The sequence below is a fragment of the Nocardiopsis sp. L17-MgMaSL7 genome, from assembly GCF_003182025.1.
In the GTDB taxonomy this organism is placed as follows: Bacteria; Actinomycetota; Actinomycetes; order Streptosporangiales; family Streptosporangiaceae; genus Nocardiopsis; species Nocardiopsis prasina.
Genome location: NZ_QGTF01000011.1, coordinates 31,299 through 57,296 on the forward strand (window position 1 = coordinate 31,299; position 25,998 = coordinate 57,296).

At 70.5% G+C, this 25,998-nt stretch carries 18 protein-coding genes and 1 tRNA gene; 4 read left to right on the forward strand and 15 right to left on the reverse strand.

Annotation, left to right across the window (positions count from 1 at the left end; genetic code table 11):
• Nucleotides 1-89: 89 nt before the first annotated feature.
• The 4 genes from BDW27_RS19325 to BDW27_RS19340 form a co-directional block, all read right to left on the reverse strand.
• Nucleotides 90-1,463, reverse strand: a complete 1,374-nt coding sequence (locus BDW27_RS19325) for an MFS transporter (RefSeq protein ID WP_017545681.1) — start codon at nucleotides 1,461-1,463, stop codon at nucleotides 90-92.
• Between the two features lie 316 nt (nucleotides 1,464-1,779).
• Nucleotides 1,780-2,586, reverse strand: coding sequence for an LLM class flavin-dependent oxidoreductase (locus BDW27_RS19330; protein WP_110050832.1), 807 nt, complete (start codon nucleotides 2,584-2,586; stop codon nucleotides 1,780-1,782).
• Nucleotides 2,586-4,916 (reverse strand): excinuclease ABC subunit UvrA, encoded by a 2,331-nt coding sequence (locus tag BDW27_RS19335; protein ID WP_110050834.1) that lies wholly within the window; start codon nucleotides 4,914-4,916, stop codon nucleotides 2,586-2,588. The genes BDW27_RS19330 and BDW27_RS19335 overlap by 1 nt, the downstream gene beginning before the upstream one ends.
• 98 nt (nucleotides 4,917-5,014) lie before the next feature.
• Nucleotides 5,015-5,908, reverse strand: a complete 894-nt coding sequence (locus BDW27_RS19340) for a CPBP family intramembrane glutamic endopeptidase (protein WP_110050835.1) — start codon at nucleotides 5,906-5,908, stop codon at nucleotides 5,015-5,017.
• A gap of 39 nt (nucleotides 5,909-5,947) precedes the next feature.
• Between BDW27_RS19340 and BDW27_RS19345 the strand changes: the two genes are divergently transcribed.
• Complete coding sequence (locus tag BDW27_RS19345; RefSeq protein ID WP_110050837.1) at nucleotides 5,948-6,631, forward strand: TetR/AcrR family transcriptional regulator C-terminal domain-containing protein; 684 nt, start codon at nucleotides 5,948-5,950, stop codon at nucleotides 6,629-6,631.
• Nucleotides 6,632-6,720: 89 nt separating this feature from the next.
• Here BDW27_RS19345 and BDW27_RS19350 read toward each other — a convergent pair whose 3' ends face one another.
• Nucleotides 6,721-7,086, reverse strand: a complete 366-nt coding sequence (locus BDW27_RS19350) for a hypothetical protein (RefSeq protein ID WP_110050839.1) — start codon at nucleotides 7,084-7,086, stop codon at nucleotides 6,721-6,723.
• A gap of 44 nt (nucleotides 7,087-7,130) precedes the next feature.
• The gene (locus BDW27_RS19355; protein WP_110050841.1) at nucleotides 7,131-7,892 is read right to left on the reverse strand and encodes a L,D-transpeptidase family protein; all 762 of its coding nucleotides are present in this window, start codon (nucleotides 7,890-7,892) and stop codon (nucleotides 7,131-7,133) included.
• A gap of 205 nt (nucleotides 7,893-8,097) precedes the next feature.
• On the opposite strand from BDW27_RS19355, the gene BDW27_RS19360 reads away from it, so the two are divergent.
• From BDW27_RS19360 to BDW27_RS19370, 3 genes are all read left to right on the forward strand, one after another.
• Nucleotides 8,098-8,796, forward strand: a complete 699-nt coding sequence (locus BDW27_RS19360) for a response regulator transcription factor (RefSeq protein ID WP_110050843.1) — start codon at nucleotides 8,098-8,100, stop codon at nucleotides 8,794-8,796.
• A complete protein-coding gene (locus tag BDW27_RS19365) occupies nucleotides 8,786-10,888 on the forward strand; it encodes an ATP-binding protein (protein WP_110050845.1) in 2,103 nt (700 codons plus the stop codon). Before BDW27_RS19360 ends, BDW27_RS19365 begins: the two co-directional genes overlap by 11 nt.
• A gap of 245 nt (nucleotides 10,889-11,133) precedes the next feature.
• The gene (locus tag BDW27_RS19370; RefSeq protein ID WP_110050847.1) at nucleotides 11,134-11,808 is read left to right on the forward strand and encodes a YoaK family protein; all 675 of its coding nucleotides are present in this window, start codon (nucleotides 11,134-11,136) and stop codon (nucleotides 11,806-11,808) included.
• A 295-nt stretch (nucleotides 11,809-12,103) separates the two neighbouring features.
• Here BDW27_RS19370 and BDW27_RS19375 read toward each other — a convergent pair.
• The 9 genes from BDW27_RS19375 to dnaA all read right to left on the reverse strand — a co-directional run bounded on the left by BDW27_RS19375 (nucleotide 12,104) and on the right by dnaA (nucleotide 25,612).
• Nucleotides 12,104-12,177, reverse strand: a tRNA-Ile gene (locus tag BDW27_RS19375).
• A gap of 184 nt (nucleotides 12,178-12,361) precedes the next feature.
• On the reverse strand, nucleotides 12,362-12,952 hold the full coding sequence (locus BDW27_RS19380) for a DUF3566 domain-containing protein (RefSeq protein WP_017545694.1): 591 nt from the start codon (nucleotides 12,950-12,952) through the stop codon (nucleotides 12,362-12,364).
• 101 nt (nucleotides 12,953-13,053) lie between these two features.
• Nucleotides 13,054-15,663: a DNA gyrase subunit A gene (gyrA, locus tag BDW27_RS19385; protein ID WP_017545695.1), complete on the reverse strand. Its 2,610-nt coding sequence runs from the start codon at nucleotides 15,661-15,663 to the stop codon at nucleotides 13,054-13,056.
• 53 nt (nucleotides 15,664-15,716) lie between these two features.
• The gene (gene gyrB / locus BDW27_RS19390; protein ID WP_083927558.1) at nucleotides 15,717-17,654 is read right to left on the reverse strand and encodes a DNA topoisomerase (ATP-hydrolyzing) subunit B; all 1,938 of its coding nucleotides are present in this window, start codon (nucleotides 17,652-17,654) and stop codon (nucleotides 15,717-15,719) included.
• Nucleotides 17,655-18,126: 472 nt separating this feature from the next.
• Entirely contained in the window at nucleotides 18,127-18,606 is a 480-nt protein-coding gene (locus tag BDW27_RS19395; protein WP_017545697.1) for a DUF721 domain-containing protein, read from the reverse strand.
• 79 nt (nucleotides 18,607-18,685) lie between these two features.
• Complete coding sequence (gene recF / locus BDW27_RS19400; RefSeq protein ID WP_110050848.1) at nucleotides 18,686-19,816, reverse strand: DNA replication/repair protein RecF; 1,131 nt, start codon at nucleotides 19,814-19,816, stop codon at nucleotides 18,686-18,688.
• Nucleotides 19,817-19,931: 115 nt separating this feature from the next.
• On the reverse strand, nucleotides 19,932-20,831 hold the full coding sequence (gene gnd, locus BDW27_RS19405) for a phosphogluconate dehydrogenase (NAD(+)-dependent, decarboxylating) (RefSeq protein ID WP_110050850.1): 900 nt from the start codon (nucleotides 20,829-20,831) through the stop codon (nucleotides 19,932-19,934).
• Between the two features lie 105 nt (nucleotides 20,832-20,936).
• Complete coding sequence (gene dnaN / locus BDW27_RS19410; RefSeq protein WP_017545700.1) at nucleotides 20,937-22,076, reverse strand: DNA polymerase III subunit beta; 1,140 nt, start codon at nucleotides 22,074-22,076, stop codon at nucleotides 20,937-20,939.
• A gap of 1,283 nt (nucleotides 22,077-23,359) precedes the next feature.
• Entirely contained in the window at nucleotides 23,360-25,612 is a 2,253-nt protein-coding gene (gene dnaA / locus BDW27_RS19415; protein ID WP_083927559.1) for a chromosomal replication initiator protein DnaA, read from the reverse strand.
• Nucleotides 25,613-25,998 lie beyond the last annotated feature (386 nt).

Sequence of the window (25,998 nt, forward strand, 5' to 3'; positions counted from 1 at the left end):
GTCGCCGTGTCGACAAGGGGACAGGGCGACAGAAAGGGCGGGGTGGCGGTCGAACCGCCACCCCGCCCGCGCGTGCGCGCCCGCCGCTTCTACTTGGCGGCGGGGGCCTGGTCGCTGTCGTCGACGTGCAGGTCGACGCCCTGGATGCTCTTCGGCACCAGGGAGACCGCGACGAAGGAGATCACCGACAGGCCGATGATGTAGACGCCGATGGTCCACGAGGCCCCGAAGGAGGTCAGCAGCATCTCCGCGATCATGGCGGCGAAGGCACCTCCGAGGATCGCGCCCAGGGCGTAGCCGATGGACACGCCCGAGTAGCGGACCTCGGCCGGGAACATCTCCGCGTACAGCGCCGACTGGGGACCGTAGCTCAGTCCGAAGGTCAGCGTGAAGATGAAGACGCCCAGGAAGTACATGAGGATGTTGCCGGTGTCCACCATGAACCACATCGGGACCGCCCACGCGGCGAGCAGGACGTAGCCGATCTGGAAGGTGCGCACACGGCCGATCCGGTCGCAGATCCACCCTCCGTACAGGGTGGAGATCAGCCAGCCGAAGGACGCCAGCGCGGTGGCGAGCAGGACCGGGCCCCGGTCCATGCCCAGGCCCATCTCCTCCACCGGACGCGACGCGTAGGTGGCCAGGAAGGCGATCACCAGGTAGCCGGCGGCGTTGTTGGCGACGAAGATCAGCGCGGAGAGCACGACCTCCCTGGTGTTCTTCCGGAACAGCTGGCCGAGCGGCGCGGAGGACTTGGCGCGGCGGGTCTGCATCACCTTGAAGACCGGGGACTCCTCCACGGTCTTGCGAATGAGGTGGCCGATGATGATCAGCAGGAAGGACAGCAGGAACGGGATGCGCCAGCCCCACTCGAGGAAGGCGTCCGGGCCGATGGCCGTGGTGATGCCCCACAGGACCAGGGTCGCCAGGATCATGCCGCAGGGAACGCCGATCTGCGGGTAGGCGCCGAAGAAGCCGCGCTTGTTGGCCGGCGCGTGTTCCACGGACATCAGGGCGGCGCCGCCCCATTCGCCTCCGGCGGAGAAGCCCTGCGCGATGCGCAGCAGGATCAGCAGGATCGGCGCTGCCATGCCGATCTGCGCGTAGGTGGGCAGCAGGCCGATCGCACAGGTGGCGACACCCATCATGACAAGGGTGAACACCAGGATCTTCTTACGGCCGAAACGGTCTCCGAGGTGCCCGGCGACGATCGCGCCCAGGGGGCGGAAGAGGAAGGAGATACCGATGGTCGCGAAGGAGAGCACCTGCGCCACGGCCGGGTTGGCGTCGGCCAGCGGCGCCATGAAGAGGGGGGCCAGCACCAGGCCCGCTGCCTGAGCGTAGATGAAGAAGTCGTACCACTCGATGGTGGTCCCGACCATGGTCCCCGCGAGGACCTTGCGCTTCTCCTTGGGATCGAGGGTTCCACCGGGTCCTGGGACCGTGGCGTCGGAAGTCGCCATTGCTGCTCCGTAGGTTCTCTACCGGCCGGGGGGCCGAGTTCTCTTTCGGGCCCTGGTCGCCGGACATCCCTGACCGAACACGGAAGCGGCGGATACCGGGACAGACCATGAGCTCCAGCACACCATGCCATGTGATGCAGTGCACTTTCTACAGCGGGACCCGCTTTTCCCAGCTAGATGCCTCTGTCCTTACCGAACGGTCGGTTGGGAACCCCTTCTGACAAGGGAGCCTGGCAGCACGCGACCACCCGGTCACGAACCGAAGAAGTTTCCGCGCCGTCCGCCTGGTGAGACGTGTCGCCCCGTCGACACGTCGTCATGTCGGCCCTGGTCCTCCGGGGCCCGCCGCGACGACCTCCTCGACCTCGGCCCGCGCGGTCACCTCGGGGAACTGGTGGAGCCACCAGGTCGCGCCCGCCTCCGAGTAGGGCTCGGGGTCCGTGCCGGGCGGCCCGCCCACCGCCACCTCGAACCCGCGCAGGTCACCCCGGTGCTCGGCGATGACGGACAGCATCTCCGCGAGGTCCTCCGGTGAGCCCTCCGGGCACAGCCCCTGGAACCGGGCCGCGCGCCGCAGCGGGGCACCCCTGGTGGACTGCGCGGCCACCCACACGGGGATCCCCTCCGCCCGCGAGGGGGTGGGCAGGAAGCGCAGACCGTCCACCCGGTAGTGATCGCCCTCGTGGTGGACGACGTCGCCACTCCAGAGCCGTTCCAGCAGGTCGAGCCCCTCGTCGAGCATCCCGGCCCGGGCCCTGGGCGCGGTGGTCTCGCCGAGCCTGCCGAGTTCCCCGCCGTTGTCCCCGCCCAGACCCACGCCGAGGACGAACCGTCCCCCGCTGAGCTGGTCCAGGGCGACGGCCTGCCGGGCCACCACCTGCGGCCTGCGCCGGGACAGCGGTGTGACCCGGGTGCCCAGGACGATCCGCTCGGTCGCCACCGCCATGGCGGCCAGGGCGATCCAGGGGTCGCAGACCGGCAGGGTGGGCCGGAGCGGACGCACGACGTGGTCCCAGAGGAAGACGCCGTCGAAACCGGCCAGCTCGGCCCGGGCCGCGAGATCGGCCAGCAGACGGGGATCGGCGAGCTCCCCGAACGGCGGCAGGTAGAGGGCGCCACGCATCACAGCAGCTCCTTCAGGTAGACCCCGGTCCGGCTGTCCGGGACCGACGCGATCCGCTCGGGGGAGCCCTGGGCGACGATCCGGCCGCCCTCCGAGCCCCCGCCGGGGCCGAGGTCGACGACGTGGTCGGCGGTGGCCACGACACGCATGTCGTGCTCGGCCGCCACCACCGTGGCCCCGGCCGCGACCAGGTCCCGCAGGCGGCCCATGAGGACGTCGGTGTCGTGGGGGTGCAGGCCCGTGGTGGGTTCGTCGAGCAGGTACACGGTGTCCGCCACCCGGCGGCGCTGGAGCTCGGTGGCGAGCTTGATCCGCTGCGCCTCGCCGCCGGACAGTTCGGTGGCGGGCTGGCCCAGGCGCAGGTATCCCAACCCCACCCCGGCCAGGGTGTCCAGGGCCCGGCGCACCGAGGGTTCCTCGGTGAAGAACCCCGCGGCCTCCTCCACCGACATGGCGAGCACCTCCGCGACGGTGAGCCCCCGGTACCGCACCCGCAGGGTGTCGTCGTTGTAGCGGGAGCCGCCGCAGGTCGGGCAGGGCGCGTAGGTGGTGGGCAGGAACAGCAGCTCGACCGACACGAACCCCTCGCCCTCGCAGGTCGCGCAGCGGCCCTCCACCACGTTGAAGGAGAACCGGCCGGGACCGTAGCCGTACGCGCGGGCGTCGTCGGTCGCGGCGAACAGCTTGCGGACGGTGTCGAAGAGCCCGGTGTAGGTGGCCAGGTTGGAGCGCGGTGTCCGCCCGATGGGCTGTTGGCTGACCCACACCACGCGTCCGCGTTCGGCTGCTTCATCGGCGATCCTGGCCAGCAGCGTGGACTTGCCGGAGCCGGACACCCCGGTGACGGTGGTGAACACCCCGAGGGGAACGTCCACGTCCAGTCCCCGCAGGTTGTTGCCGGTGACCCCGCGCAGCTCCAGTCGGCCGCGCACCTCGTGCGGTCGGCGTTCGGGCAGGGCGCGGTGGAACAGGTAGCGGCGGGTCACCGACTCCGGGACGTCGCGCAGCCCGGCCACCGGCCCGCTGTACAGGACCCGCCCGCCATGCTCACCCGCGTCCGGGCCGACGTCCACGATCCAGTCCGCGCCCCGCACGATGTCGAGGTCGTGCTCGACGATGCACACGGTGTTGCCGCCGTCGCGCAGTCTTCGGAGGATGCCGGTGAGCGCCTCGCAGTCGGCCGGGTGCAGCCCCGCCGAGGGCTCGTCCAGCACGTAGACCACGCCGAACAGGCCCGTGCCGAGCTGGGTGGCCAGCCTGATCCGCTGGAACTCGCCGGTGGACAGGGTCGGCGCCGGCCGGTCCACGCTGAGGTAGCCCAGGCCCAGCTCCTCCAGGACCTCCACCCGACCGGTGATCTCACCGGCCAGGGTCGCGGCGGCCCCGGCCCCCTCCCGCCAGGGGCGCAGCAGGTCGGAGAGTTCGGCCAGGGGCAGCGCCGCCAACTCGGTGATGGTGTGTCCGGCGAAGGTGACCCGGAGGGCCTCCTGTCGCAGCCGACGCCCGTCGCACTCCGGGCAGGTGCGGTTGACCATGAACTCCGCCGCCTTGCGCCGCCTGGTCTCGCTGGCGGAGGACGCGTAGGCCTTGAGCACCAGTCTGCGCGCGCTGCTGTACCTGCCCTGGTAGGGGCGGTGGACCCGGCCCGCCTCCCGGACGGGGTGGACGGTCACCACGGGCTGTTCGTCGGTGAAGAGGATCCAGTCCCGCTCGCTCTGGGGCAGTTCCCGCCAGGGGCGGTGGATGTCGTACCCGAGGGTGTCAAGGATGTCGCGCAGGTTCTTGCCCTGCCAGGCCCCGGGCCAGGAGGCGACGGCCCCGCCGGCGATGCTCAGGGAGGGGTCCGGGACCATCGACTCCTCGGTGACCTCGTGTTCGATCCCCTCGCCGTGGCACACCGAGCAGGCCCCGACCACGGTGTTGGGGGAGAAGGAGTCCGAGTCCAGGCGCTCCGCGCCGGGCGGATAGGTCCCCGCGCGGGACAGGAGCATGCGCAGAGTGTTGGAGACCGTGGTCAGGGTGCCCACCGTGGAGCGCACGGACGGCGCGGTCCTCGGTTGGGCAAGCGCCACGGCGGGCGGCATGCCGGTGATGTCGTCCACTTCCGGGGCGGGGAGCTGCTGGAGGAGGCGGCGGGCGTACGGCGCGACCGACTCCAGGTACCGGTGCTGGGACTCGGCGTAGAGGGTCCCGAAGGCCAGTGAGGACTTCCCGGAACCCGAGACGCCGGTGAAGGCGACCAGGGCGTCACGGGGCAGCTCCGTGTCCACGTTCCTCAGGTTGTGGATGCGGGCGCCGCGCACCCGGATGCGGTCGTCGAACTCTGTCATGTCCCCAGATGTACCCGCTCGGGCCCGTCACCTCGACGGACGGGGGCGGCCCGGTGTCGGGGCCGCCCCCGTCTGAGGGGTTTCGGGGAGGGGGAGGGTCAGGACCCGGTGGTGCCGCGGGCGTCGTCAGTGCGGCGCAGACCCAGACGGCCCCGGGTGAAGAGGGTGAGGAGCACGGCCACGGTCAGGACCGCGGTGACCTCAACCGTCCCGGCGGGGTCGCCCACGAGCATGCCCTTGAGTCCGGAGACGACGTTGACGGCGGCGTGGGCGATCACGACGGCGATCACACCGCCGCGCGCGGAGTTGAAGACGTGGCCCAGGACGACGGTGAGTCCCACGCAGAGCAGGGCGTAGGCGGGGAAGTACACCTCGGACTGGACGGTGCCCGCCATCTCGAAGAGCGGGGCGTGCCAGACGGCCCAGACCGCGCCGAGGGTCACGTTGGCGGCCAGCGGCGGGAGCGCGCCCTGGAGGCGGGGCAGCGCGAACCCGCGCCAGCCCAGCTCCTCGTTGCCGCCGCCGACCAGCGCGATGAGCACGAACTGGACCGGCACCCCGAGGAGCGCGGCCCTGAGCGCCTCCTCCTCGACCGTGGCCGTCCCCATGAACACGGGGAGTGCGGCCGCTCCGGCGATGGCGAGGACGATCAGCGCGGTGATGGCGTAGGGCCGGATTCCTCCCCGGCGGCGGAGGGAGTGGCGCCGGAAGAGGGCGCCCACTCCTGGACGGCCCTGGGTGAAGGCGGTGACGAGGATCGCCGCCACCATCGGCCCGAAGGCGCCGACGAGGACGGCGGGTGTGGGGTCGCCGCCGTCGAGGAGCCGTGAGCCGAACCACCAGGCGGTCCAGGAGAAGGCGAAGGCGAGGACCAGGAAGGCGGTGAGGCCTCTCGGGTCGACGGCGGTGGTCCGCGAGGGGTCGGGGGCGGTGACGGGTGCGGTCGTGTGGGGACGTGAGGAGGAGATCTCGGTTGCCATGCAGAGAAACATACACTGTTGGATAGAATCCGACAACGTATGATTGCTTGTATGCTGTTGGACATGGACGAACAAGGCTCCGACCAGCGGATCGACAGCGTCTTCCACCGCCCGCAACGCCGCCGGCGTTCACAACCCGCGCTGAGCAGGGAACGGATCGTCACCGCGACCATCACACTGCTCGACCGCGAGGGCGCCTCCGCGCTGACCATGCGCAAGGTGGCCGCCGAACTCGGGGTGCACGCGACCAGCCTCTACTGGTATGTGGAGCGCCGGGAGGACCTCGTGGACCTGGCCGTGGACGAGGTCCTGGCCGAGGCCGCCGCCACGCTGCCCGCGGCCGACCTCCCCTGGGACACCGCCCTCAAGGAGACGGCCCAGCGGTTCTACACGGCGCTGACCTCACACACCTGGGCCGCCGAGTTCGCGGGCTCACGCCCCCTCATCGGCCCGAACGCGGTCGCCCTGTCGAGACGGATCATCGAGGCGCTGGCAGTGCTCGGCGGCGAGGAGGAGCGCCAGGCCGTGGCCATCCGCGCGGTGTCCAACCAGATCCTCGGCGCGGCCACCTCCGCCGTCGCCATGAGCGTGGCCAGGGCGGACCGTGTCGAGGAACACGAGGTCGCCGTCGCGACGGCGGTGTCGGAGCCGGACGCCCTGGCCGTGGAGAACACCTTCTTCGACCAGGCGCTGGACCTCATCGTGCGGGGGATCAGGGCCGGTCACGAGAACTGACCGGCGCGGGGCGCCAGACGTCCGACGACGGGAACGGCGCAGGCCCCGCTCCCCCAAGGGGGAACGGGGCCTCCGGGTGATGCGAGGGATCAGCCGGTGTAGTTGGGGTCCTGCTCGATCGGGGCGACCGGTCCGGCCTCCGAGGGGTCCGACGGCTTCTCCGGCTCCACCGGGGCGGGAGTGGGCTCCTCGACGGAGGGGTCCTCCGGGGCGGGAGTGGGCTCCTCGGGATCCGGCTCCACCGGGGCGGGAGTGGGCTCCTCGGGATCCGGCTCCACCGGGGCGGGAGTGGGCTCCTCGACGGAGGGGTCCTCCGGGGCGACCGGGCCCGGGGCCTCAGACGGAGCCTCGGGTGCGGGGAGAGTCGGGGAGTCGTCCGACGCGAACGCCGGGGCGGTGCCGAAGATGGCGGCCGCCATCGCGGCGACGATGAGCACTCGGGACTTCACGCGCATGGTTGACCTCTTGTCGTGTGTTCGGGTGTCCGCTCGGTGAGCGGTCATTCGTTGATCTCGACCGGAGTGCCGATGGGCAGGCGTTCGGCCATCCAGGTGACGTCGTCGTTGGACACCCGGATGCAGCCGTGGCTGACCTCGCCGCCCAGGCCCGACTCGTCGTCGGTGCCGTGCATCCCGAGCTGGCCGGGGCCGCCCGCGAAGCTCTCCAGGGTGTCGGAGTGCCCGCTGAGGCCGAAGGCGAAGGCCCCGTACTCGCCGTCGGGGTCCGAGGGCCGCAGCAACTCGGTGAAGTAGTACTCACCGGGCGGCGTCGGAGTGTCGCCCGTACCGATGCCGATCGGGCCGGTCAGGACCTCCTCCTCACCCTCGGTGACGGTGAGGGAGAACTCCGACATGTCGACCACCACGCGGTACGCGGTGACGGTGATCTCGACGTCGTCGGCCTCGATCCAGCCCGTGGATCCGTTGGGCCGCACCGGCAGGAGCACCTTCAGCCAGTCGCCCCGGGCCTGCTGGACGAGGAAGGCGCGGTCCGCGCCGAAGTCGTTCGGGCTGGCGAGGGTGTGCACCACCTCGCCGCCGTCCGGCTCGGAACGGACCTCGATCTCGTCCGTGAGGGCCGTCGCGATCCGGGCGCCCTCGGGTTCCGTCCGCTCCTCGGTCCGTACCGACGCCTCGGAGGTCTCCTCCGGCGGCTCCGACGACGAGCAGGCGGGCACTACGGCCAGTACGGCGAGGGCGGCCAAGGCGGGAAGTCTCCCGACGGTTCCGCCGGGTGTCAGGGATCGGCGCATGGGGTCCATCCGGTCGAGGGAGTCCGGCGGGTCTCTCCGCGCCGGACACCATGAAGAGTGGTCGAGGAATGTGAAGAACCCGTGTGGCCGCCGTGTGCGTCCCATGTGGTGACCTGCGGCGTCCCCCGACGCCCCCGTCGGACCGGCTGGCGGCGGTCGTACGATCATCCGTGTCGGGGGAGCCGTCCCCGGTCGGCGAACGGAGGCCCTTCACGTGTGCGCGCATGTCCTGGTGGCCGAGGACGACGTGAACCAGGCCGAACTGATCCGGCGATACCTGGAGCACGAGGGCCACACCGTCCGTGTGGTCCACAACGGCCGGTCCGTGCTGGAGGAACACCACCGCGACCGCCCCGCCCTGATCGTGATGGACGTGATGATGCCGGTGATGAGCGGGTTGGAGGCGTGCCGGGTGCTGCGGGCCGAGTCCGACGTGGCGGTGCTGCTGCTGACCGCCCGGTCCACCGAGGAGGACCTGCTCACCGGGCTGGACCTGGGCGCGGACGACTATGTCACCAAGCCCTACAGCCCGCGCGAGCTCATGGCGCGGGTGCGCACGCTGCTGCGCCGCTCCCGCACCCCGGTGCGGGACGAGGAGCGCGTGCTGGAGGCGGGCCCGATCACCGTGGACCCGGCCCGGCACACGGTGCGGGTCGACGGGGAACCGGTGCAGTGCACCCCCGTGGAGTTCCAGCTGCTCCAGGCCCTGGCGGTCCGACCGGGCCGGGTGCTGAGCCGGGCCCAGCTGCTGGAACTCATCCACGGGATCAGCGGCTACATCACCAGGCGCACCATCGACGTCCATGTGAAGAACCTGCGCCGCAAGATCGAGCCCGACCCCCGGAAACCGGTCCGGCTGGTCACCGTCTACGGCGTCGGCTACAAGCTCGCGGTGCCCGAACGTGTCCGCTGACCGGCCGCGCGGGGGACGGTGGGCCTCCCTGCGGCACAGCCTGCTGTTCCGCCTGCTGGCGGGTTCGGTCCTGGTGGCGGTCTGCTCGATCACCGCGACGGCCTGGCTGTCGGTGCAGCGGACCTCGGAGTCCATCACCACCCAACAGGGGGAGACCCTGACGGTGGACACCCACATCCACGACACCCTCGTCGGGTACGCGGCGGCCCACCGCGACTGGTCGGCGGTGGCGGAGACCGTCGACGACCTGGCCGAGGAGACCGGGCGCCGGGTCGTCCTCACCACCGAGGGCCGGGCGGTGATCGCCGACTCCGCCGCCCCGGCCCAGGAAGCGGGGGACCCCCCTCCGCTGCCCACCCGGACCTCCTCGGTGGTGGACCCGCTGGCCGTCGACGTGACCCTGGTCTCCGGAAACGGGGACCGCATCGACCCGCGCGCGGTGGGGCCCTTCGCCCTGACGGAGGAGGAGCGCGGGACGCTGCGCGGCCAGGCGGAACAGGGGGTGTCCTGCCTGGAGTCGCTCTACGGCCTCCCCGCCGAAGTGGTGACCGGTCCGAGCGGGCGCCCGGCGGTCGAGGCGGAGGGCGGGGACGCCTACGCGTGGGCCGACTGCGGCCTGAACGCGCTGGACCAGCCGGTCGGCGGTGAGGTGGAGGCGCTGGCCGACCTCAACGCGCGGGCCTCGGACTGCGGGGACCCCGAGGCGCACCTCGAATACGTGATGGACGGCCGCACCGGGGGTCTCGTGATCACGGGGAGCCCGCCCGTGCCGGCGCCGATCCCGGACGACGCCCGCCCACCGGCCGCGCCCGAGGACCCTGTCGCTCCCGATCCGGAGGACCCCCCGGAGGCCGCCGATCCGGGAGAGGAGGTCCCCGTCCCCGAACCGGCGCACCCGAACGAGGAGGAGCCCGCCGTTCCCTCGCACGCACCGGGTCCCATTGATCCGAACGAGGCCACGACCGAGGTCCCCCAGGTGTGGCCGTCACCCGGTGAGGTCGATCCCGCTCCCGGCGCGGAGAGCCTGACGTGGTCCAGGGTCGAACTGGGACCGGAGGAGGCCGCCTGCCTGGACGCCGCCCGACGGGCCCAGCTCGACCCCCACGTGGCGCCCGCCGCGCTGCTGTTCATCGACGACCCCGCGGAGGGCCCTGAGGCGGGGCTGTCACTGTCCCGCGAGGGCGCCCTGCGCCTGGGTGGCGTGGTGCTGCTGATCCTGGTGTTGACCGTGGTGGTCAGCACGACCATCGCGACCCGGCTGCTGCGCCCGGTGCACGCGCTCACCGACGCCGTGAACCACATGAGGGAGGCCGGAGGGCCCACCACCCGGGTCGAAGTCCGCGACGCCGGGGAGATCGGCCGCCTCGCGGAGGCGTTCAACGAGATGTCCGAGCACCTGGAGCGGGCCGAGGACCAGCGCAAGGCCATGGTGAGCGACGTGTCGCACGAGCTGCGGACGCCGCTGAGCAACCTGCGCGGCTGGCTGGAGGCGGTCCAGGACGGCGTGGTCGATCCCGACCCGGACCGCATGGAGATGCTGCTCGGAGAGACCCTGCTGCTCCAGGCGGTGATCGACGACCTCCAGGACCTCGCCCTGGCCGACGCCGGTCGGCTGCGCCTGTCCCCGGAACCGGTGGAGGTCGGCCCCCTCGTCGCCCGGGTGGTCGCGGGCCACGAGCTGCGCGCGGAGGAGGCCGGCGTCCGCCTGGTCGACGAGTCGCGCGACGTGACCCTCGTCGCGGACCGCACCCGGATGCTCCAGCTGCTGGGGAACCTGGTCGGCAACGCGCTGCGCCACACCCCGGAGGGCGGCACCGTCACCGTGCAGGCGTACCGGGCGGGCCCGGACGCGGTGATCCGGGTGGTCGACACCGGGGTCGGCATCGCCGAGCAGGACCTGCCGCACGTCTTCGACCGCTTCTGGCGGGCGGACCGGTCCCGCAACCGGCGCACCGGCGGCAGCGGCCTCGGCCTGGCCATCGTGCGCGGACTCGTGGAGCTGCACGGCGGTTCGGTGACGGCGGACAGCACGGTCGGGGAGGGGACGGCCTTCACCCTCCGGATGCCCCTCGCCGGTCCCCCCGCCGGGTAGGCACAAGTCGACATGGCGACTCAGCGGGGTGTCGACAAAGTGCCGTGTCGATCCGGCGACACACGAGGGCGGAGCCGTTAAGGCCTCGCGGCTTCCAGGGGGACTAGGGTCGCGTCGGCACCGCGAAACCGCCCCGTGTCGGGCGCGGCGACGCGCCAGTGACGCTCCCACCCCCTGGCGACCACGGGTCGCCTCGCGCACACCCACGCCTTCCAACGAACGTTCGACCGACGAAACGCGGGCTGATGAAGGATCGGGACACCCCCTACCTGGTGGGTCTGTTCGCGCTGACCGTGGCCACCGGAATCGTGGACGCGGTCAGCTACCTCGCGCTGGACTACGTGTTCACCGGCAACATGACCGGGAACGTGCTCTTCGTGGGGTTCGGGATCGGCGGCTCCGACAGCGTCCCCCTGCTGAGCAACGCGACCGCCCTCGCCGGGTTCCTCACCGGTGCCATCGCCGCCGGACGCCTCGTGCGCGGCCGGACGCACGAGACGCGACTACCGACCGCCCACCTGCTGCTGCTCACCGGCACCTCGGTCGCGGTCGTGGTGATCGGCCTCGCCTGGCTCCTGCTCAGCGGTCTCGCGGGCGGATGGCTCCTGGGCCTGACCGCCTTCCTCGCGGCGGCGATGGGGATACAGGCGGTCGCCGCCCGCGGCGCGGCGATCCCCGACGTCAACACGGTGGTCATCACGAGCACCTTGGTGAACTTCGCCCTGGACAGTCCGCTGGCCGGCGGCACGGGGGAGAAGTGGGTGCGCCGTGCCGGTGCGGTGCTCGCCATGGGAGCCGGGGGCGCGATCGGCGCGCTCCTCGTGAACTCCTGGTCCGGCGCTGGGGCCCTGCTCGTCGGTGGCGTGTGCATGGGCGTCGGCACCCTCGCGCTGGCCGCAGCACGGCACCAACGCCGCTGAGAGCCGCAGGTCGGGACCGTGGATGAAGTCAGGGGTCAGATCGTTGATCTTGTCGTTCTCGGCCGTGGAGACGTGGACGTTCTCCGGGAGGAACCCGAGTTCGGCAACGTGTTCGGCCTTGAGCCGGGGCTTCGAAACGATAGCCGGAGCCGAGACAACCGACGCGCGGTCGAGTCGACATGGCGACTCGGCGTGGTGTCGACAAAGCGACCCCGGTCAATCCGCTTGGTCGTGGGAGGTCCGTATCCGCTCAGGGCACGAAAAAAGACCCCCCGAAGGGAGTCTTTTCACTGGGTGGGCGTACCAGGACTTGAACCTGGGGCCTCATCCTTATCAGGGATGCGCTCTAACCGACTGAGCTATACGCCCGCGTTCCGTGTGGAACTCTACCGCATCCCGAGGGGCGGAGCGAACCGGAATCCTCGGGTGGAGAGGAGGTGCGCGGCCCTGCCGCGTCCCTCTTCACCTTCGATTTTAGCGGGTTTCGGGAGTGCTCTGGACGGGTCGGGCCCGGCCCCTCGGAGAGGGACCGGGCCCGGCGCGAGACGGAGGGCTACTCGGCCTCGGAGAGCGTGACGTCGACGCCGCCGACCAGGTCGGAGACCAGGTTGTAGAGCATCGCGCCCACCGTGGACAGGGCCGTGATCAGCACGACGTTCAGCGCCCCGATCACACCCGTGTAGCCGAGCACGCGGCCCGGGGAGAACCAGGCGGCCGGGTTGAGACCCAGCTCGTCCTCTCCGCCGTCACCCTCCAGGAGGGCGTTGATCATGTTGGTCAGTTCGTCGAACACACCCAGCATCGACAGGGTCGCGTAGATCACCGCGACCGCGACGAACAGGATGATGAAGCAGACGAGGGAGACCACGAAGGCGAACTTCATGACCGACCACGGCTCCACGCGGGAGACGGTCAGGTGGGCCTTACGGCTCGCCAGGGTCGCCTTGACCGCGCTCGGGCCCGCGGGGCTGGACTCCTCCTCGGGCTCCTCGGGCTCGGACCGCGACTCGGTCGCCTCCGGCTCCGGGGTCACGGCCTCCGAGGAGTCCTCAGCGGCCGCTCCCGCCGTCTCCACGTCCGCGTCACCGGCGGTGGCAGCCGCGTCGGACTCGTTGCTGGTGGTGTTCCGCTGGTTCTCAGACATAGAAACGTTACCGCTGGACTTTCGTTGAGACGAGTCGATCCATGTGTCCCGCGGGGCCGCCGAAACGCACCCCACGGGACGTACTGGGCTTAACGCGCAGTCTAGGCCTCGGGGTTGCCTTCACCCGCGAGCCGCTCGCCCGTGTCGGCGTTGGCGGCCTCGACGGCGTCGGCGACCTCCTCGGCCTCGGCCTCCTCAGCGGCCTCGGCGTTCGCGGCGACGGCCACGATCTTGTTGCCCTTGTCCAGGTTCATCAGCCGGACACCCATGGTGGTGCGCCCGGACCGCTTCACCTCGGCGGCACCGGTGCGGATGACCCCGCCGGCGGAGGTGATCGCGAAGATCTCGTCCACCTCCGGGTCCACCATGAGGGCGCCGACCAGCTTGCCCCTGGCCTCCACGACCTTGGCGGTCAGCACGCCCTTGCCGCCGCGGTTCTGCACCGGGTACTGCTCCGAGGGGGTCCGCTTGGCGTACCCGTTCTCGGTGGTGACCAGCACGTCGGTGGAACCGTCGTCGGGGCGGATGACGTCCATGGAGAGCAGGTAGTCGCCCTCCAGGAACCGCATGCCGATCACACCGCTGGTGGCGCGGCCCATGGGCCGCAGCGACTCGTCGGAGGCCGGGAAGCGGATCGCCTGGGCGTCGCTGGAGATCAGCAGCAGGTCGTCGTCGGGGAAGACCAGGCGCGCCGCGATCAGCTCGTCCTCCTCGCGGAGGTTGATCGCGATGATGCCCGCCGCGCGCGCGGAGTCGAAGTCCTCCAGGCGCGACTTCTTCACCAGCCCCTCGCGGGTGGCCAGCACCAGGTACGGCGCCGCCTCGTAGTCGCGCAGCGCCATGATCTGCGCGATCTCCTCACCCGGCTGGAAGGGCAGCAGGTTGGCGACGTGCTGGCCACGGGCGTCGCGAGCGGCCTCCGGCAGCTCGTAGGCCTTCGTCCGGTACACCCGGCCCTGGTTCGTGAAGCACAGGATCCAGTGGTGGGTGGTGGTGACGAAGAAGTGCTGGACGATGTCGTCCTGCTTGAGCTGGGCACCCCGCACGCCCTTGCCGCCGCGCTTCTGCGCGCGGTAGTTGTCGATGCGGGTGCGCTTGGCGTACCCACCGCGGGAGATCGTGACGACCACGTCCTCCTCGGCGATGAAGTCCTCCATGCGCATGTCACCCTCGAACGGGATGATGTGCGTGCGCCGCTCGTCGCCGTACTTGTCGACGATCTCGCCCAGCTCCTCGCGGATGATGGTCCGCTGGCGGGAGTCCGAGGAGAGGATGTCGTTGTAGTCGGTGATGAGCGCCATCAGCTCGTCGTACTCGGCGGTCAGAGCGTTGCGCTCCAGCGCGGCGAGCTTGCGCAGCTGCATGTCGAGGATGGCGCGCGCCTGGATGTCGTCGATCTCCAGCAGGCCCATCAGGCCGGTGCGCGCGTCGTCGGCCGAGGCGCTGCCCCGGATGAGGGCGATGACCTCGTCGATCCGGTCCATCGCCCGGAGCAGGGCACGCAGGATGTGCGCCCGCTCCTCGGCCTTGCGCAGCAGGTACTTCGTCCGGCGGACGATGACCTCGACCTGGTGCTTGACCCAGTGGCGGATCATCTGGTCCAGGCGCAGGGTGCGCGGCACCCCGTCGACCAGGGCCAGCATGTTCGCGCCGAAGGTCTCCTGGAGCTGGGTGTGCTTGTACAGGTTGTTCAGCACGACCTTGGCCACGGCGTCGCGCTTGAGCACGATGACCAGGCGCTGACCGGTGCGGCCGCTGCTCTCGTCGCGCACGTCGGCGATGCCGGTGATCTTGCCGTCCTTGACGAGGTCGGCGATCTTCAGCGCGAGGTTGTCCGGGTTGACCTGGTAGGGCAGCTCGGTGATGACCAGGGTCTGGCGGCCCCGGCCGTCCTCCTCGACCTCGACCACGGCACGCATGGTGATGGAGCCGCGCCCGGTCCGGTAGGCCTCCTCGATCCCGCGCTTGCCCACGATGAGTCCGCGCGTGGGGAAGTCTGGGCCCTTGACGCGGGCGATGAGCTGGTCGAGCAGCTCCTCGTCCTCGGCCTCGGGGTTGTCGAGGTACCAGTTGACGCCGTCGGCGACCTCGCGCAGGTTGTGCGGCGGGATGTTGGTGGCCATGCCGACCGCGATCCCCGAGGAGCCGTTGACCAGCAGGTTCGGGAAGCGGGCGGGCAGCACGACGGGCTCGGAGGAGCGGCCGTCGTAGTTGGGCCGGAAGTCGACGGTCTCCTTGTCGATGTCCCGGAGCATCTCCATGGCCAGCGGCGCGAGCTTGCACTCGGTGTAGCGCATGGCGGCGGCCGGGTCGTTGCCCGGCGAGCCGAAGTTGCCGTTCGGGTCGACCAGCGGCATCCGCATCGACCACCACTGGGCCAGGCGGACCAGGGTGTCGTAGATGGCGCTGTCACCGTGCGGGTGGTAGTTACCCATCACGTCACCGACGACGCGGGCGCACTTGAAGTAACCGCGGTCGGGACGGTACCCGCCGTCGTACATCGCGTACAGCACGCGCTGGTGGACCGGCTTGAGGCCGTCCCGGACGTCGGGCAGGGCCCGGCCGACGATGACCGACATCGCGTAGTCGAGGTAGCTGCGCTGCATCTCGACCTGGATGTCGACGGGTTCGATCCGGTCGGTCACGCGCGACAGGGACTCGACACTGGAGTCCCCGCCCTCAGGGGCGTCGGGGTTGTTCGCATCCGTCACGGATGTCGATCCCTTCTACGAAGCTTGCTGGAGCACGGGTGGGAACGGGGGACCTAGATGTCCAGGAAGCGGACGTCCCTGGCGTTGCGCTGGATGAAGGCGCGCCGCGACTCGACGTCCTCACCCATGAGCACGCTGAACATCTCGTCGGCCTGGGCCGCGTCCTCCAGGTTGACCTGGTCGAGAACACGGCGGTCCGGGTCCATCGTGGTGTCCCACAGCTCGTTGGCGTTCATCTCGCCCAGACCCTTGAAGCGCTGCACCATGTCGCGCGGGCGCGGGTCCCTCTTGCCCTCGGCGATCCCGGCCTCGATGACCCGGTCGCGCTCGGCGTCGGAGAAGGCGTAGCTGGCGTCGCTGCCCTTCTGGTCCCACTTGATCTTGTAGAGCGGCGGGCGGGCCAGGTAGACGTTCCCGGCCTCGACCAGCGGCTTCATGAAGCGGAACAGCAGGGTGAGCAGCAGCGTCCTGATGTGCTGGCCGTCGACGTCGGCGTCGGCCATCAGGATGATCTTGTGGTACCGCAGCTTCTCGGCGTCGAACTCCTCGTGGATTCCGGTGCCCAGGGCGGTGATGATCGCCTGGACCTCGTTGTTCTTGAGGATGCGGTCGATCCGCGACTTCTCGACGTTCAGGATCTTGCCGCGGATGGGCAGGATGGCCTGGTTGTGCGGGTTGCGACCACCCTTGGCGGAGCCACCGGCCGAGTCGCCCTCGACGATGTAGACCTCGCACTCCTCCGGGTTGGTGGACTGGCAGTCCGACAGCTTGCCCGGGAGGGAGGTGGTCTCGAGGAGGGTCTTGCGGCGGGTCAGGTCGCGGGCCTGGCGGGCGGCCACGCGGGCGCGGGCGGCCTGGCTGGCCTTGGACACGATGTCCTTGGCCTCGCCGGGGTTGCGCTCGAACCAGTCGCGCAGGTGCTCGTTGGTGACCTTCTGGACGAAGGACTTGGCCTCGGTGTTGCCGAGCTTCGTCTTGGTCTGGCCCTCGAACTGGGGGTCCGCCAGCTTGACCGAGATGATCGCGGTCAGGCCCTCGCGGATGTCGTCACCGGTGAGGTTGTCCTCCTTGTCGCGCAGCAGCTTCTGGTCCCGGGCGTACCGGTTGACCAGCGTGGTGAGCGCGGAGCGGAAACCCTCCTCGTGCGTGCCGCCCTCCGCCGTGTTGATGGTGTTGGCGAAGGTGTGCACGGACGAGGTGTAGGACTGGTTCCACTGCATGGCGATCTCGACCGCGATGCCCTCGCCGTCCTCCTCGAAGGAGATGATCGACGCGTGCGCCGGCTCCTTCTTGGCGTTGATGTGCCGGACGTAGTCCGACAGACCCTCCTCGTAATGGAAGGTGTTGACCACGGGACCGTCGTCCGTGTGGTCGGGCCGCTCGTCGCGGATGGTGATGGACAGCCCCTTGTTGAGGAAGGCCATCTCCTGCATCCGGCGGGCGAGCGTCTCGAACGAGAACGTGGTGGTCTCGAAGATGTCCGCGTCGGCCCAGAAGGTGATCTGGGTACCGGTGTCGTCGGTCGCCTCGCCCTTGACGAGGTCGCCCGTGGGGGCGGTCATCTCGTAGTGCTGGCGCCAGACGTGCCCCTGCTGGCGGATCTCCACGTCCAGTGCCGTGGAGAGCGCGTTGACGACGGAGATACCGACACCGTGCAGACCGCCGGAGACCGCGTAGGACTTTCCGTCGAACTTTCCACCCGCGTGCAGCGTGGTGAGGACGACCTCCACGGCCGGACGCTTCTCCACTGGGTGGATGCCGACCGGGATGCCGCGGCCGTTGTCGGCCACCCTGATCCCGCCGTCGGCGAGCAGCGTCACCTCGATGGCGTCGGCGTGGCCCGCCAGGGCCTCGTCGACGGAGTTGTCGACCACCTCGTAGACCAGGTGATGCAGACCCCGCTCACCGGTGGAGCCGATGTACATACCCGGGCGCTTGCGTACTGCCTCGAGCCCTTCGAGAACCGTGATTGATCCTGCGTCGTAGGCCAAGTGGGAACACCCTCCTGCTGGGGACGCCTGTCGGCAGCGGCCGAGCGGACGACGGTCAACCCACGACAGGGTGATCGGAGGGCCGACTTGCCGCGACACCTGGGGGATCACCGTTCGCCGCACGGGCCGTCCGCCCACCCTCTACATGGGAGCGTGATACCGGCTACAGGCGTCTGAAGAACCGCCTCCATGATACCCCGCCCGGTGCGACAAAGTGGCATTGGCGGCCCTGTGCCGCTCCAGAACGAACGCTCGGGGCGGGAGCCGAGTCCCTACACGCGGGAGACCCCTTGCGCAAGTCCCGGCGCGGTTGAGTGGCCTTCGCAAGGCCTCCGCGCCTCCCCGGGACGGCACCGCGGGAGCAGAGGGGGCACACCTCCGGGGAACACGCCCCGGGGCGGCCGTCGGCGTACCGCACTGGACCCCCAGGTCACAGACGTGTCGAGGGCAACAGGGGGCAATCCGGACGGGGTCACCGTCGACGAAAACCCGGTCCCTTGACCTTGATCGCGATGACCGTGCCGTCGCCCAGTTCCTCGTTCAGGCGGCGCATCAGGTCCCGAACCATCGCTCGCGCGTGGGCCGCCATTGTCGGTGAATCGGCGACGACAACGAGTTCGCCCTCCGAATAACTCTCCGGTCGCAGGTGTTCGGCGTTGAAATCACCAACGATGTCCGCCCACCGGCCGAACACGCCGCCGATGGCGACCTGTTCCTGCCAGCCGTGCTCGATCAGCCAGGTGCGCACCGCGTCGCCGAACAACTGCGGTTCGTTCCGTGACCGCAACCGGCCACGCCTGCGGTTCCGGTTCATGCCCCGGGGGACGGCGCCGCGCTCGCGTGCCTCCGCACGGGCTCGGGCCAGAGCCTGGCGCGCCAGGTCCGCGCCGGAGGCCGGGGGAGTGTCCGGGACCGGAGGAGCCTGCGGCGCGGTCGGCGAACCGTTGTCCACAGGGTGTGGACGGACCGCGTCGGACGGGGACCCCTCGGCGTCGCGGCGGGAAGCTGGATCCACAGGCTGTGGACAACCCTCACGCACTCTCGACCACCCCCTGGCGCACGCCGAACCGCGCACCGTCCAGCTCTTCCGGGATGTCCTCGGCGACCGCCGCCGTCACCAGCACCTGCTCGGTGTCGCGCACCCGCTCGGTCAGCCTGCGGCGGCGCTCGGAGTCCAGCTCGGCGAAGACGTCGTCCAGGATGAGGACCGGGTCGTCGCCTTCGGCTCTCAACAGCTCGAACGCGGCCAGCTTGAGCGAGAGGGCGTACGACCACGACTCCCCCTGGCTGGCGTACCCCTTGGCAGGCAGGTCACCGAGCTGGAGGTGCAGGTCGTCACGGTGCGGGCCGACCAGGCTGACGCCCCGCTGGAGCTCCCGGTCACGCGTCCGCTCCATGGCCTCGCGCAGGAGGTCCACGAGCTGTGGGCGCTCGTGCGGGAGCTCCCCTTCCTCCTCCACCCAGGAGCTCCGGTAGGTGGGCAAGGCCGGTCCACCGGAGTCGGTCAGCCCCGCGTACGAGTGCGCGATCAGCGGACGCAGCTCCTCGACCAGAGCCAGCCGCGCCGCCAGGAGCTCCGCGCCGGTCTCGGCCAGGTGGGAGTCCCAGACCTCCAGCGTGCTCAGGTCCGGGGCGGCTCGCTGACGCAGCCGCGCCGAGGCCGACTTCAGCAGGGCGTTGCGCTGCTTGAGCACCCGCTCGTAGTCGGAGCGCACCCCCGCCATCCGGGGAGCGCGCGCCACCAGGAGGTCGTCCAGGAACCGGCGCCGCTCCCCGGGGTCACCCTTGACCAGGGCCAGGTCCTCGGGGGCGAACAGCACCGTCCGCAGGATGCCCAGCACGTCGCGGGGGCGCCCGGCAGCGCCACGGTTCACCCTGGCGCGGTTGGCCCGGCCCGGGTTGATCTCCAGGTCGACCAGCATGTCCCGGCCGTCGCGGACGACCTTGGCGCTGACGATCGCACGCGGAGCGCCCTGGCGGACCAGAGGGGTGTCCGAGGAGACCCGGTGGCTGCCGAGGGTGGCGACGTACCCGACCGCCTCGACGAGGTTGGTCTTGCCCTGGCCGTTGGACCCGACGAAGACGCTCACGCCGGGTTCGAGCCGCAACTGGGCCGTCTCGTAGGAGCGGAAATCGGCCAGTTGCAGGTGGGAGACGTACATCCGGCCTTCCTCCTGGGACGGGGGAGCGGGAAACGGTGGGGAGGTCCGAGTGGAAACGCCACCCGGGGTCGGTCCGGTGAGCCCGGACCGACCCCGGGTGGCGGAGCGGGCGCGGTCAGCCCTGCTCGGAGTCCTTGGGACCGGCCTTGGTGACGGCGTGCCCGCCGAACTGGTTGCGCAGGGCGGCCACGACCTTCATGGCCTCGCTGTCGTCCTGACGGGACGCGAACCGCGCGAAGAGGGAGGCGGTGATCACCGGGGCGGGGACCGCGAGGTCCACGGCGGCCTGGACGGTCCAGCGGCCCTCGCCGGAGTCCTGCACGTACCCGCGCAGCTCGGACAGGTCCGGGTCCTCCTCCAGGGCGCGGCCCAGCAGGTCCAGCAGCCAGGAGCGCACGACGGTGCCCTCACGCCAGCTCTCGAAGGTGCCCGGGACGTCCTTGACGATCCCGGAGGCGACCATCAGCTCGTAGCCCTCGGCGAAGGACTGCATCATGCCGTACTCGATGCCGTTGTGGACCATCTTCACGAAGTGGCCCGCGCCGACCGCGCCGGCGTGCACGAAGCCGCCGCCGTCGTCGGGGGTCAGGGAGTCGAAGACGGGGCGCAGGCGCTCCACGTCCTCCGCTCGGCCGCCGACCATGATCCCGTAGCCGTTCTGGCGTCCCCACACACCGCCGCTGACGCCCGCGTCGACGTAGCCGACGCCCCGGGCCGCCAGCGCCTCGGCGCGCGGCGCGTCGTCGACGTAGTGGGTGTTGCCGCCCTCGACGACGATGTCGCCCTCGGAGAGGAGGTCGCCGAGCTCGGAGACGATCGTGGCCGTCGGGTCGCCGGACGGGACCATCACCCACACCACGCGGGGGGCTTCGAGGCGGTCGACGAGCTCCGTCAGGGTCTCGACGTCGCGCTCGCCGGGGGAGACGTCGTAGCCGACGACCTCGTGCCCCTTCTCACGCAGGCGGGCGGCCATGTTGCCGCCCATCTTGCCGAGACCGATCATTCCGAGTTGCATGTGTGGACTCCCCTAGGGCACCTGCGGACATGTGGAAGCCGACCGGCCCGTGGCGCTGTGCACGGGCCGGGCGGCGGACGCTCGTCGGTGGAACGGGCGGTCCGGTCAGCCGGAGAGGCGGACCGGCATGATCAGGTAGCGGTACTCGGGGGAAGCACCCTCCTCAGCGGGCTTCCCGGTGAGGATCGCGGGCTTGGTCGAGGTGGTGAAGTGCAGGCGGGCCACGTCGGTGCCGATGGCGCCCAGCCCGTCCAGCAGGAACCCGGAGTTGAAGGCGATCTGGATGTCCTCGCCGTCCAGGTCCGCCTCCAGGGTCTCCACGGCCTGCGCGTCCTCGCCGGTGCCCGCCTCCAGGACCAGCGCGCCCTGGGAGAAGGCCAGGCGCAGCGGGGTGTTGCGCTCGGCGACCAGCGAGACGCGCTTGACGGCCTCGACGAACTCGGAGCGGCTGACCTCGGCCACGGTGTTGAAGGTGTCCGGCAGCAGGGCGCGGTACTTGGGGAACTCGCCGTCGAGCAGGCGCGTGGTGGTCCGGCGGCCGCCGCCCTCGAAGCCCATCATGCCCTCGCCGGTCTCGGTGCCGGACAGGGCGATGGCGACCTCGGCTCCGGAGGTGAGCGACTTCGCGGTGTCGTGGAGGGTCTTGGCCGGGACCAGCGCGACGGCGGACAGGTCCGGGTTCTCCGGCTTCCAGCTCAGCTCGCGGACGGCGAGGCGGTAGCGGTCGGTGGAGGCGAGGGTGATGGTCTCGCCCTCGATCTCGACGCGGATGCCGGTGAGCATCGGGAGCGTGTCGTCACGGCCGGCCGCCACGGCGACCTGGCTGACGGCGGCGGCGAACGCGTCGCTGCCGATGGTCCCGCTCACGCCGGGCATCTCCGGGAGGGACGGGTAGTCCTCGACCGGCATGGTGTTCAGGGTGAACTTGGCGCTTCCGCAGCTCACGACGACCTTCGGGCCGTCCGTGGAGATCTCCACAGTCTGTGGAGGAAGGTTGCGGGTGATCTCGGCAAGGAGACGGCCGGAGACGAGGGTCTGCCCCGGCTCCTCGATCTCGACGTCCACCGAGACCTGCGCCGAGACCTCGTAGTCGAAGCCGGAGAGGCGGACGCGCTGGCGGTCGTCGACCTCGCCGGCGTCCAGCAGGATTCCGGCCAGGACCGGTACAGAGGGGCGCGTCGGCAGTGTGCGCGCTGTCCAGGCGACAGCGTCGGCCAGTACGTCGCGTTCGACCCGGAACTTCACTTTCCGACTCTCTTTCCGCCCGACCGGGGACCGGTCGCGCCTCAACGTTGCAGCTCGTGGGTGTCTCGTGGGTCCGCCGGGGGTTGTTTCCCCAGGGTGTGGACGGCGTCCGCAGCGAGGGCGGACCGTGCCGCCGGAGCGGTCTCGGACTCCGTAGGGGTCACCGCTCAGATCCGGGCGGCGGAGGACAGGGGCGAGACCACACGTTACCCGGATTCACCCGCTGCCGCTGCCAGCTCCGGACTGACCCGCCGTCACCTCGATCTCAGGCGTTTGTCCACAGATTTTCCGCGAAGCTGTTTTGACGCCACATCTTGGTTACTGAAGGTGCGTAGTAGTAGTAGGGCCTGTGGATAATGTGGATAACCCTTGTTCTCGCAGGTCAGACTGCGAATTTTTGTCCACAGGCCCTGTGGATGACCCTGTGTGTAACTCGGGCCTCCTGTGGACAAGTCGAGGGCCCCACAGCTTGTCCACAGACCGTCCACAGGTTCGTCCACAGCTTTTCCCCAAGTTGTCCACAGTGCCCTGTGGTTCGGTGGTCCGGGCATCGGTGACGGTGTCCACAGGGCGACCCTGGGTTACCCACAGGCTCGGCGCTGTTGTCCACAGGTTATCCACAGGGTTGTCCACAGAATTCGACCCTTCCCTGTGGATAACTTCGCGGAGAAACCCCAAAACTTTTTTTCGAAGCCCGACGCAGACCGCGCGAACCTGGACAAAGACTCTGTGCACAGGGTTTTCCACAGGCCCTTGTCGAACCACCTGCCCCGGACTCCCTCGCGGCCCAGGCCAGGCCCTCCGCAGGCTCCGCTGTGGTCAGGGCAACAGCCCCAGGAGGCCATGAGAACCAGGGGAAACGGTGCGTGTCCGGTACGGACGGTGCGGCTCGGCGACGAGGCGGACTTACCCGTCTCCGAGGTGCCAACACCCACACAAGCCTGTGGATAACTCGGTGTGGGCGGTTCCGGGGGAGCCCCGGAGACTGTGGACAAGTGCGGAGCCGTCGCACGAAGGGGCGACAGGGGTGGGGGACCCGGCGGCGGGCCCGAGGGGGCAAGGAGAGGGGACAAGGAGAGAAGTCGACACGTCGACCAGTGGACTCGGTGACACGTCGACTGGGAGACACACGGACGCGGAGGCGGGCGACGGGGTGACGGTCGTCGGCGGGGCCGTCGCGAGGCGGACGCGGGCGCCCCAGGGCCCCTCGGACACGACGGAGGGGGCGGCCGCCGTGCTGGCGGGGCCGCCCCCTCCCGATCGTCGTGTGTACCCGGGGCCGGTCAGGTCAGCGAGGGCTGGTCCTTGATCCGGCTGGTCAGCTCGTGCACCTGGTTGTAGATGGAGCGGCGCTCCGCCATGAGCGCCCGGACCTTGCGGTCGGCGTGCATGACGGTGGTGTGGTCGCGGCCGAACTGCTGACCGATCTTGGGCAGGGAGAGGTCGGTCAGCTCACGGCAGAGGTACATGGCGATCTGCCGGGCCGTCACCAGCACCCGGGAACGGGAGGTCCCGCACAGGTCCTCCAGGCTCAGCCCGAAGTAGGCCGCGGTCTGGGACATGATCGCGCTGGCCGTGACCTCGGGCACCTCGGCGTTGGGGACGAGGTCCCGCAGCACCTGGCCGGTCAGGTCCAGGTCCACCGACTGCCGGTTGAGGCTGGCGAAGGCGGTCACGCGGATGAGCGCGCCCTCCAGCTCCCGGATGTTGGTGGAGATCTTGCTGGCGATGAACTCCAGGACCTCGGGCGGCGCGGCCAGACCCTCCTGAGCGGCCTTCTTGCGCAGGATGGCGATCCGGGTCTCCAGCTCGGGCGGCTGGACGTCCGTCAGAAGCCCCCACTCGAACCGGCTCCGCATCCGGTCCTCCAGCGTGGTCAGCTGCTTGGGCGGCCGGTCGCTGGAGATGACGATCTGCTTGTCGGAGTTGTGGAGCGTGTTGAAGGTGTGGAAGAACTCCTCCTGCGTCTGCTCCTTGTTCTCCAGGAACTGGATGTCGTCCACCAGGAGCACGTCGATGTCCCGGTAGCGGCGCCGGAACCCGTCCGCCTTGCCGTCCCGGATCGAGTTGATGAACTCGTTGGTGAACTCCTCCGAGCTCACGTACCGCACCCGGGAGCCCTCGTACAGCCGGTGCGTGTAGTGGCCGATGGCGTGCAGCAGGTGGGTCTTGCCCAGCCCGGAGCCGCCGTGGATGAAGAGCGGGTTGTACGCCTTCGCGGGAGCCTCCGCGGCCGCGACCGAGGCCGCGTGCGCGAACCGGTTGCTGGACCCGATGACGAACGTGTCGAAGGTGTACTTCGGGTTCAGCCGTGCGTGCTCACCGGGGGGGATCTCCTGCGACCGGCCCGGGGGAGAGGCCGGGGCGGCGGGCGCCGTCGAGGGAGCGGGCGCCTCCGGCTCCGGCTCCTTGACCGGCGCGGGATCCACTGCCTGCTCCACGGGTGCCGGGACGCCCTCGGGCTCACTCGGAGGCCGTTCCTCGCTGTGCGGGGGCTCAGGGGCGGACCTCGGCGCGGGGCCGGTATCCCGCGGGGCCGGGCTCTCCCAGCGGTTGGGCTCGTCCCAGGACGCGTCGGCCCAGCTCTGCTGCTGCCACAGCGGCTGCTGGGCGGGCTGGTCCCAGCCCGAGGCGGCACCGTGGAACGCCCCCTGCTGCCCCGTGTGGGGCTGCGCCGGGGGAGCGGGCAGCGGCTGCTGCGGCGCGGGCGACTCCGCGGCGTGCGTGACCGGTGCGGACGGACCGGAGTGCGGCCCTTGGGCGGGCCGCTGCGGGGCGGGGGAGCCCTGGTCACCGGTGTGCGGGTGGCCGTGCTGGCGCGGCGCCTGGCCGCGTTCGTCGGGCCGGGGGCCCTGGACGGAGGGTGCGGGGCCGAGCAGGTCGGCCTGCGCCTCCTGCGCGCGTGCGTGCCCGGGGTCGGCTCCCAGCGCCTCGGACGGGTGCGGGGCCTCGGGCCGCTGGTGGGCCTCGTAGGGGTGCGGGGCGGACGGCCGGGCGTGCTGCCCCCGGGGTTCGTGGACGGAGGGCTGCTCGGCGCGGCCGGGGTGCGGGGGCGGCTCCGGCGGGGCGGAGAGCGACGTGTGCCCGCCCGTGTCCCTGCCCACACCGTAGGGAGAGGGGGTCGGGGGCGGCGTGGGGACGGCGGTGGGGTCCACGGTCACAGCGACCCGGATCTCCCGTCCCAGGTGGGCGGAGAGGGCCTTGCTGATCGCCGGGTAGAGGCGTGTCTCCAGGACCTTCTTGGTGAACTCGTTGGGCGCCGCGATCAGCGCCGTGTCCTCGATCAGACCCAGCGGGCGGGTCTGCGGCAGCCAGGCACGCTGGTGTGCGGGGAGGGAGTCGTGGTCGATCCCGTCCAGCACGCTCGACCAGACCATTGCGAGGTTGACCTGTGCTTCAGCCAAGGTGACCTGCCATGGTTGCTGTCCCTTCGGTGCGGATCTGTTCGGTGCGGGTTGGAGGCGGTGAGGGGACGGGGGAGTTCGGGTCGGCGTGTTTCCGGGAAGCGGGCACCACGGGGGTCCCGTGCCTCCCATTGTCCTCCCCTGAGGGAGGTGCCGGGCCGGGGTTCCGGTTCGAGGGCGGTCCTTCTGGTCGTTCGCTGCCTGTGGACAACGGGAGCGGCGGTGGGCGGTCAGGTGTTCGACTACCTCTGGGTATCCACAGCTTCAGGAGGTTGTCCACACCTTGTCCACAGGTTTATCCACAGGATGACAGTCGCCTGTGTGTTTCGGGAAGTTATCCACAATCCCCAGTTCAGGGGATGTGTACAGCGACTGCCCACAACTTCGGCGAGGCTGTGGACGGCGTCGGGGGCGAGTTATCCACAGGTTGAGGTTATCCACAGACCCCCGTTCCTGTGGAAGTCTCACACGCTGTGGACAACCGGTTGTCCACAGGGAGGCGGGTAGACTGTGACCGG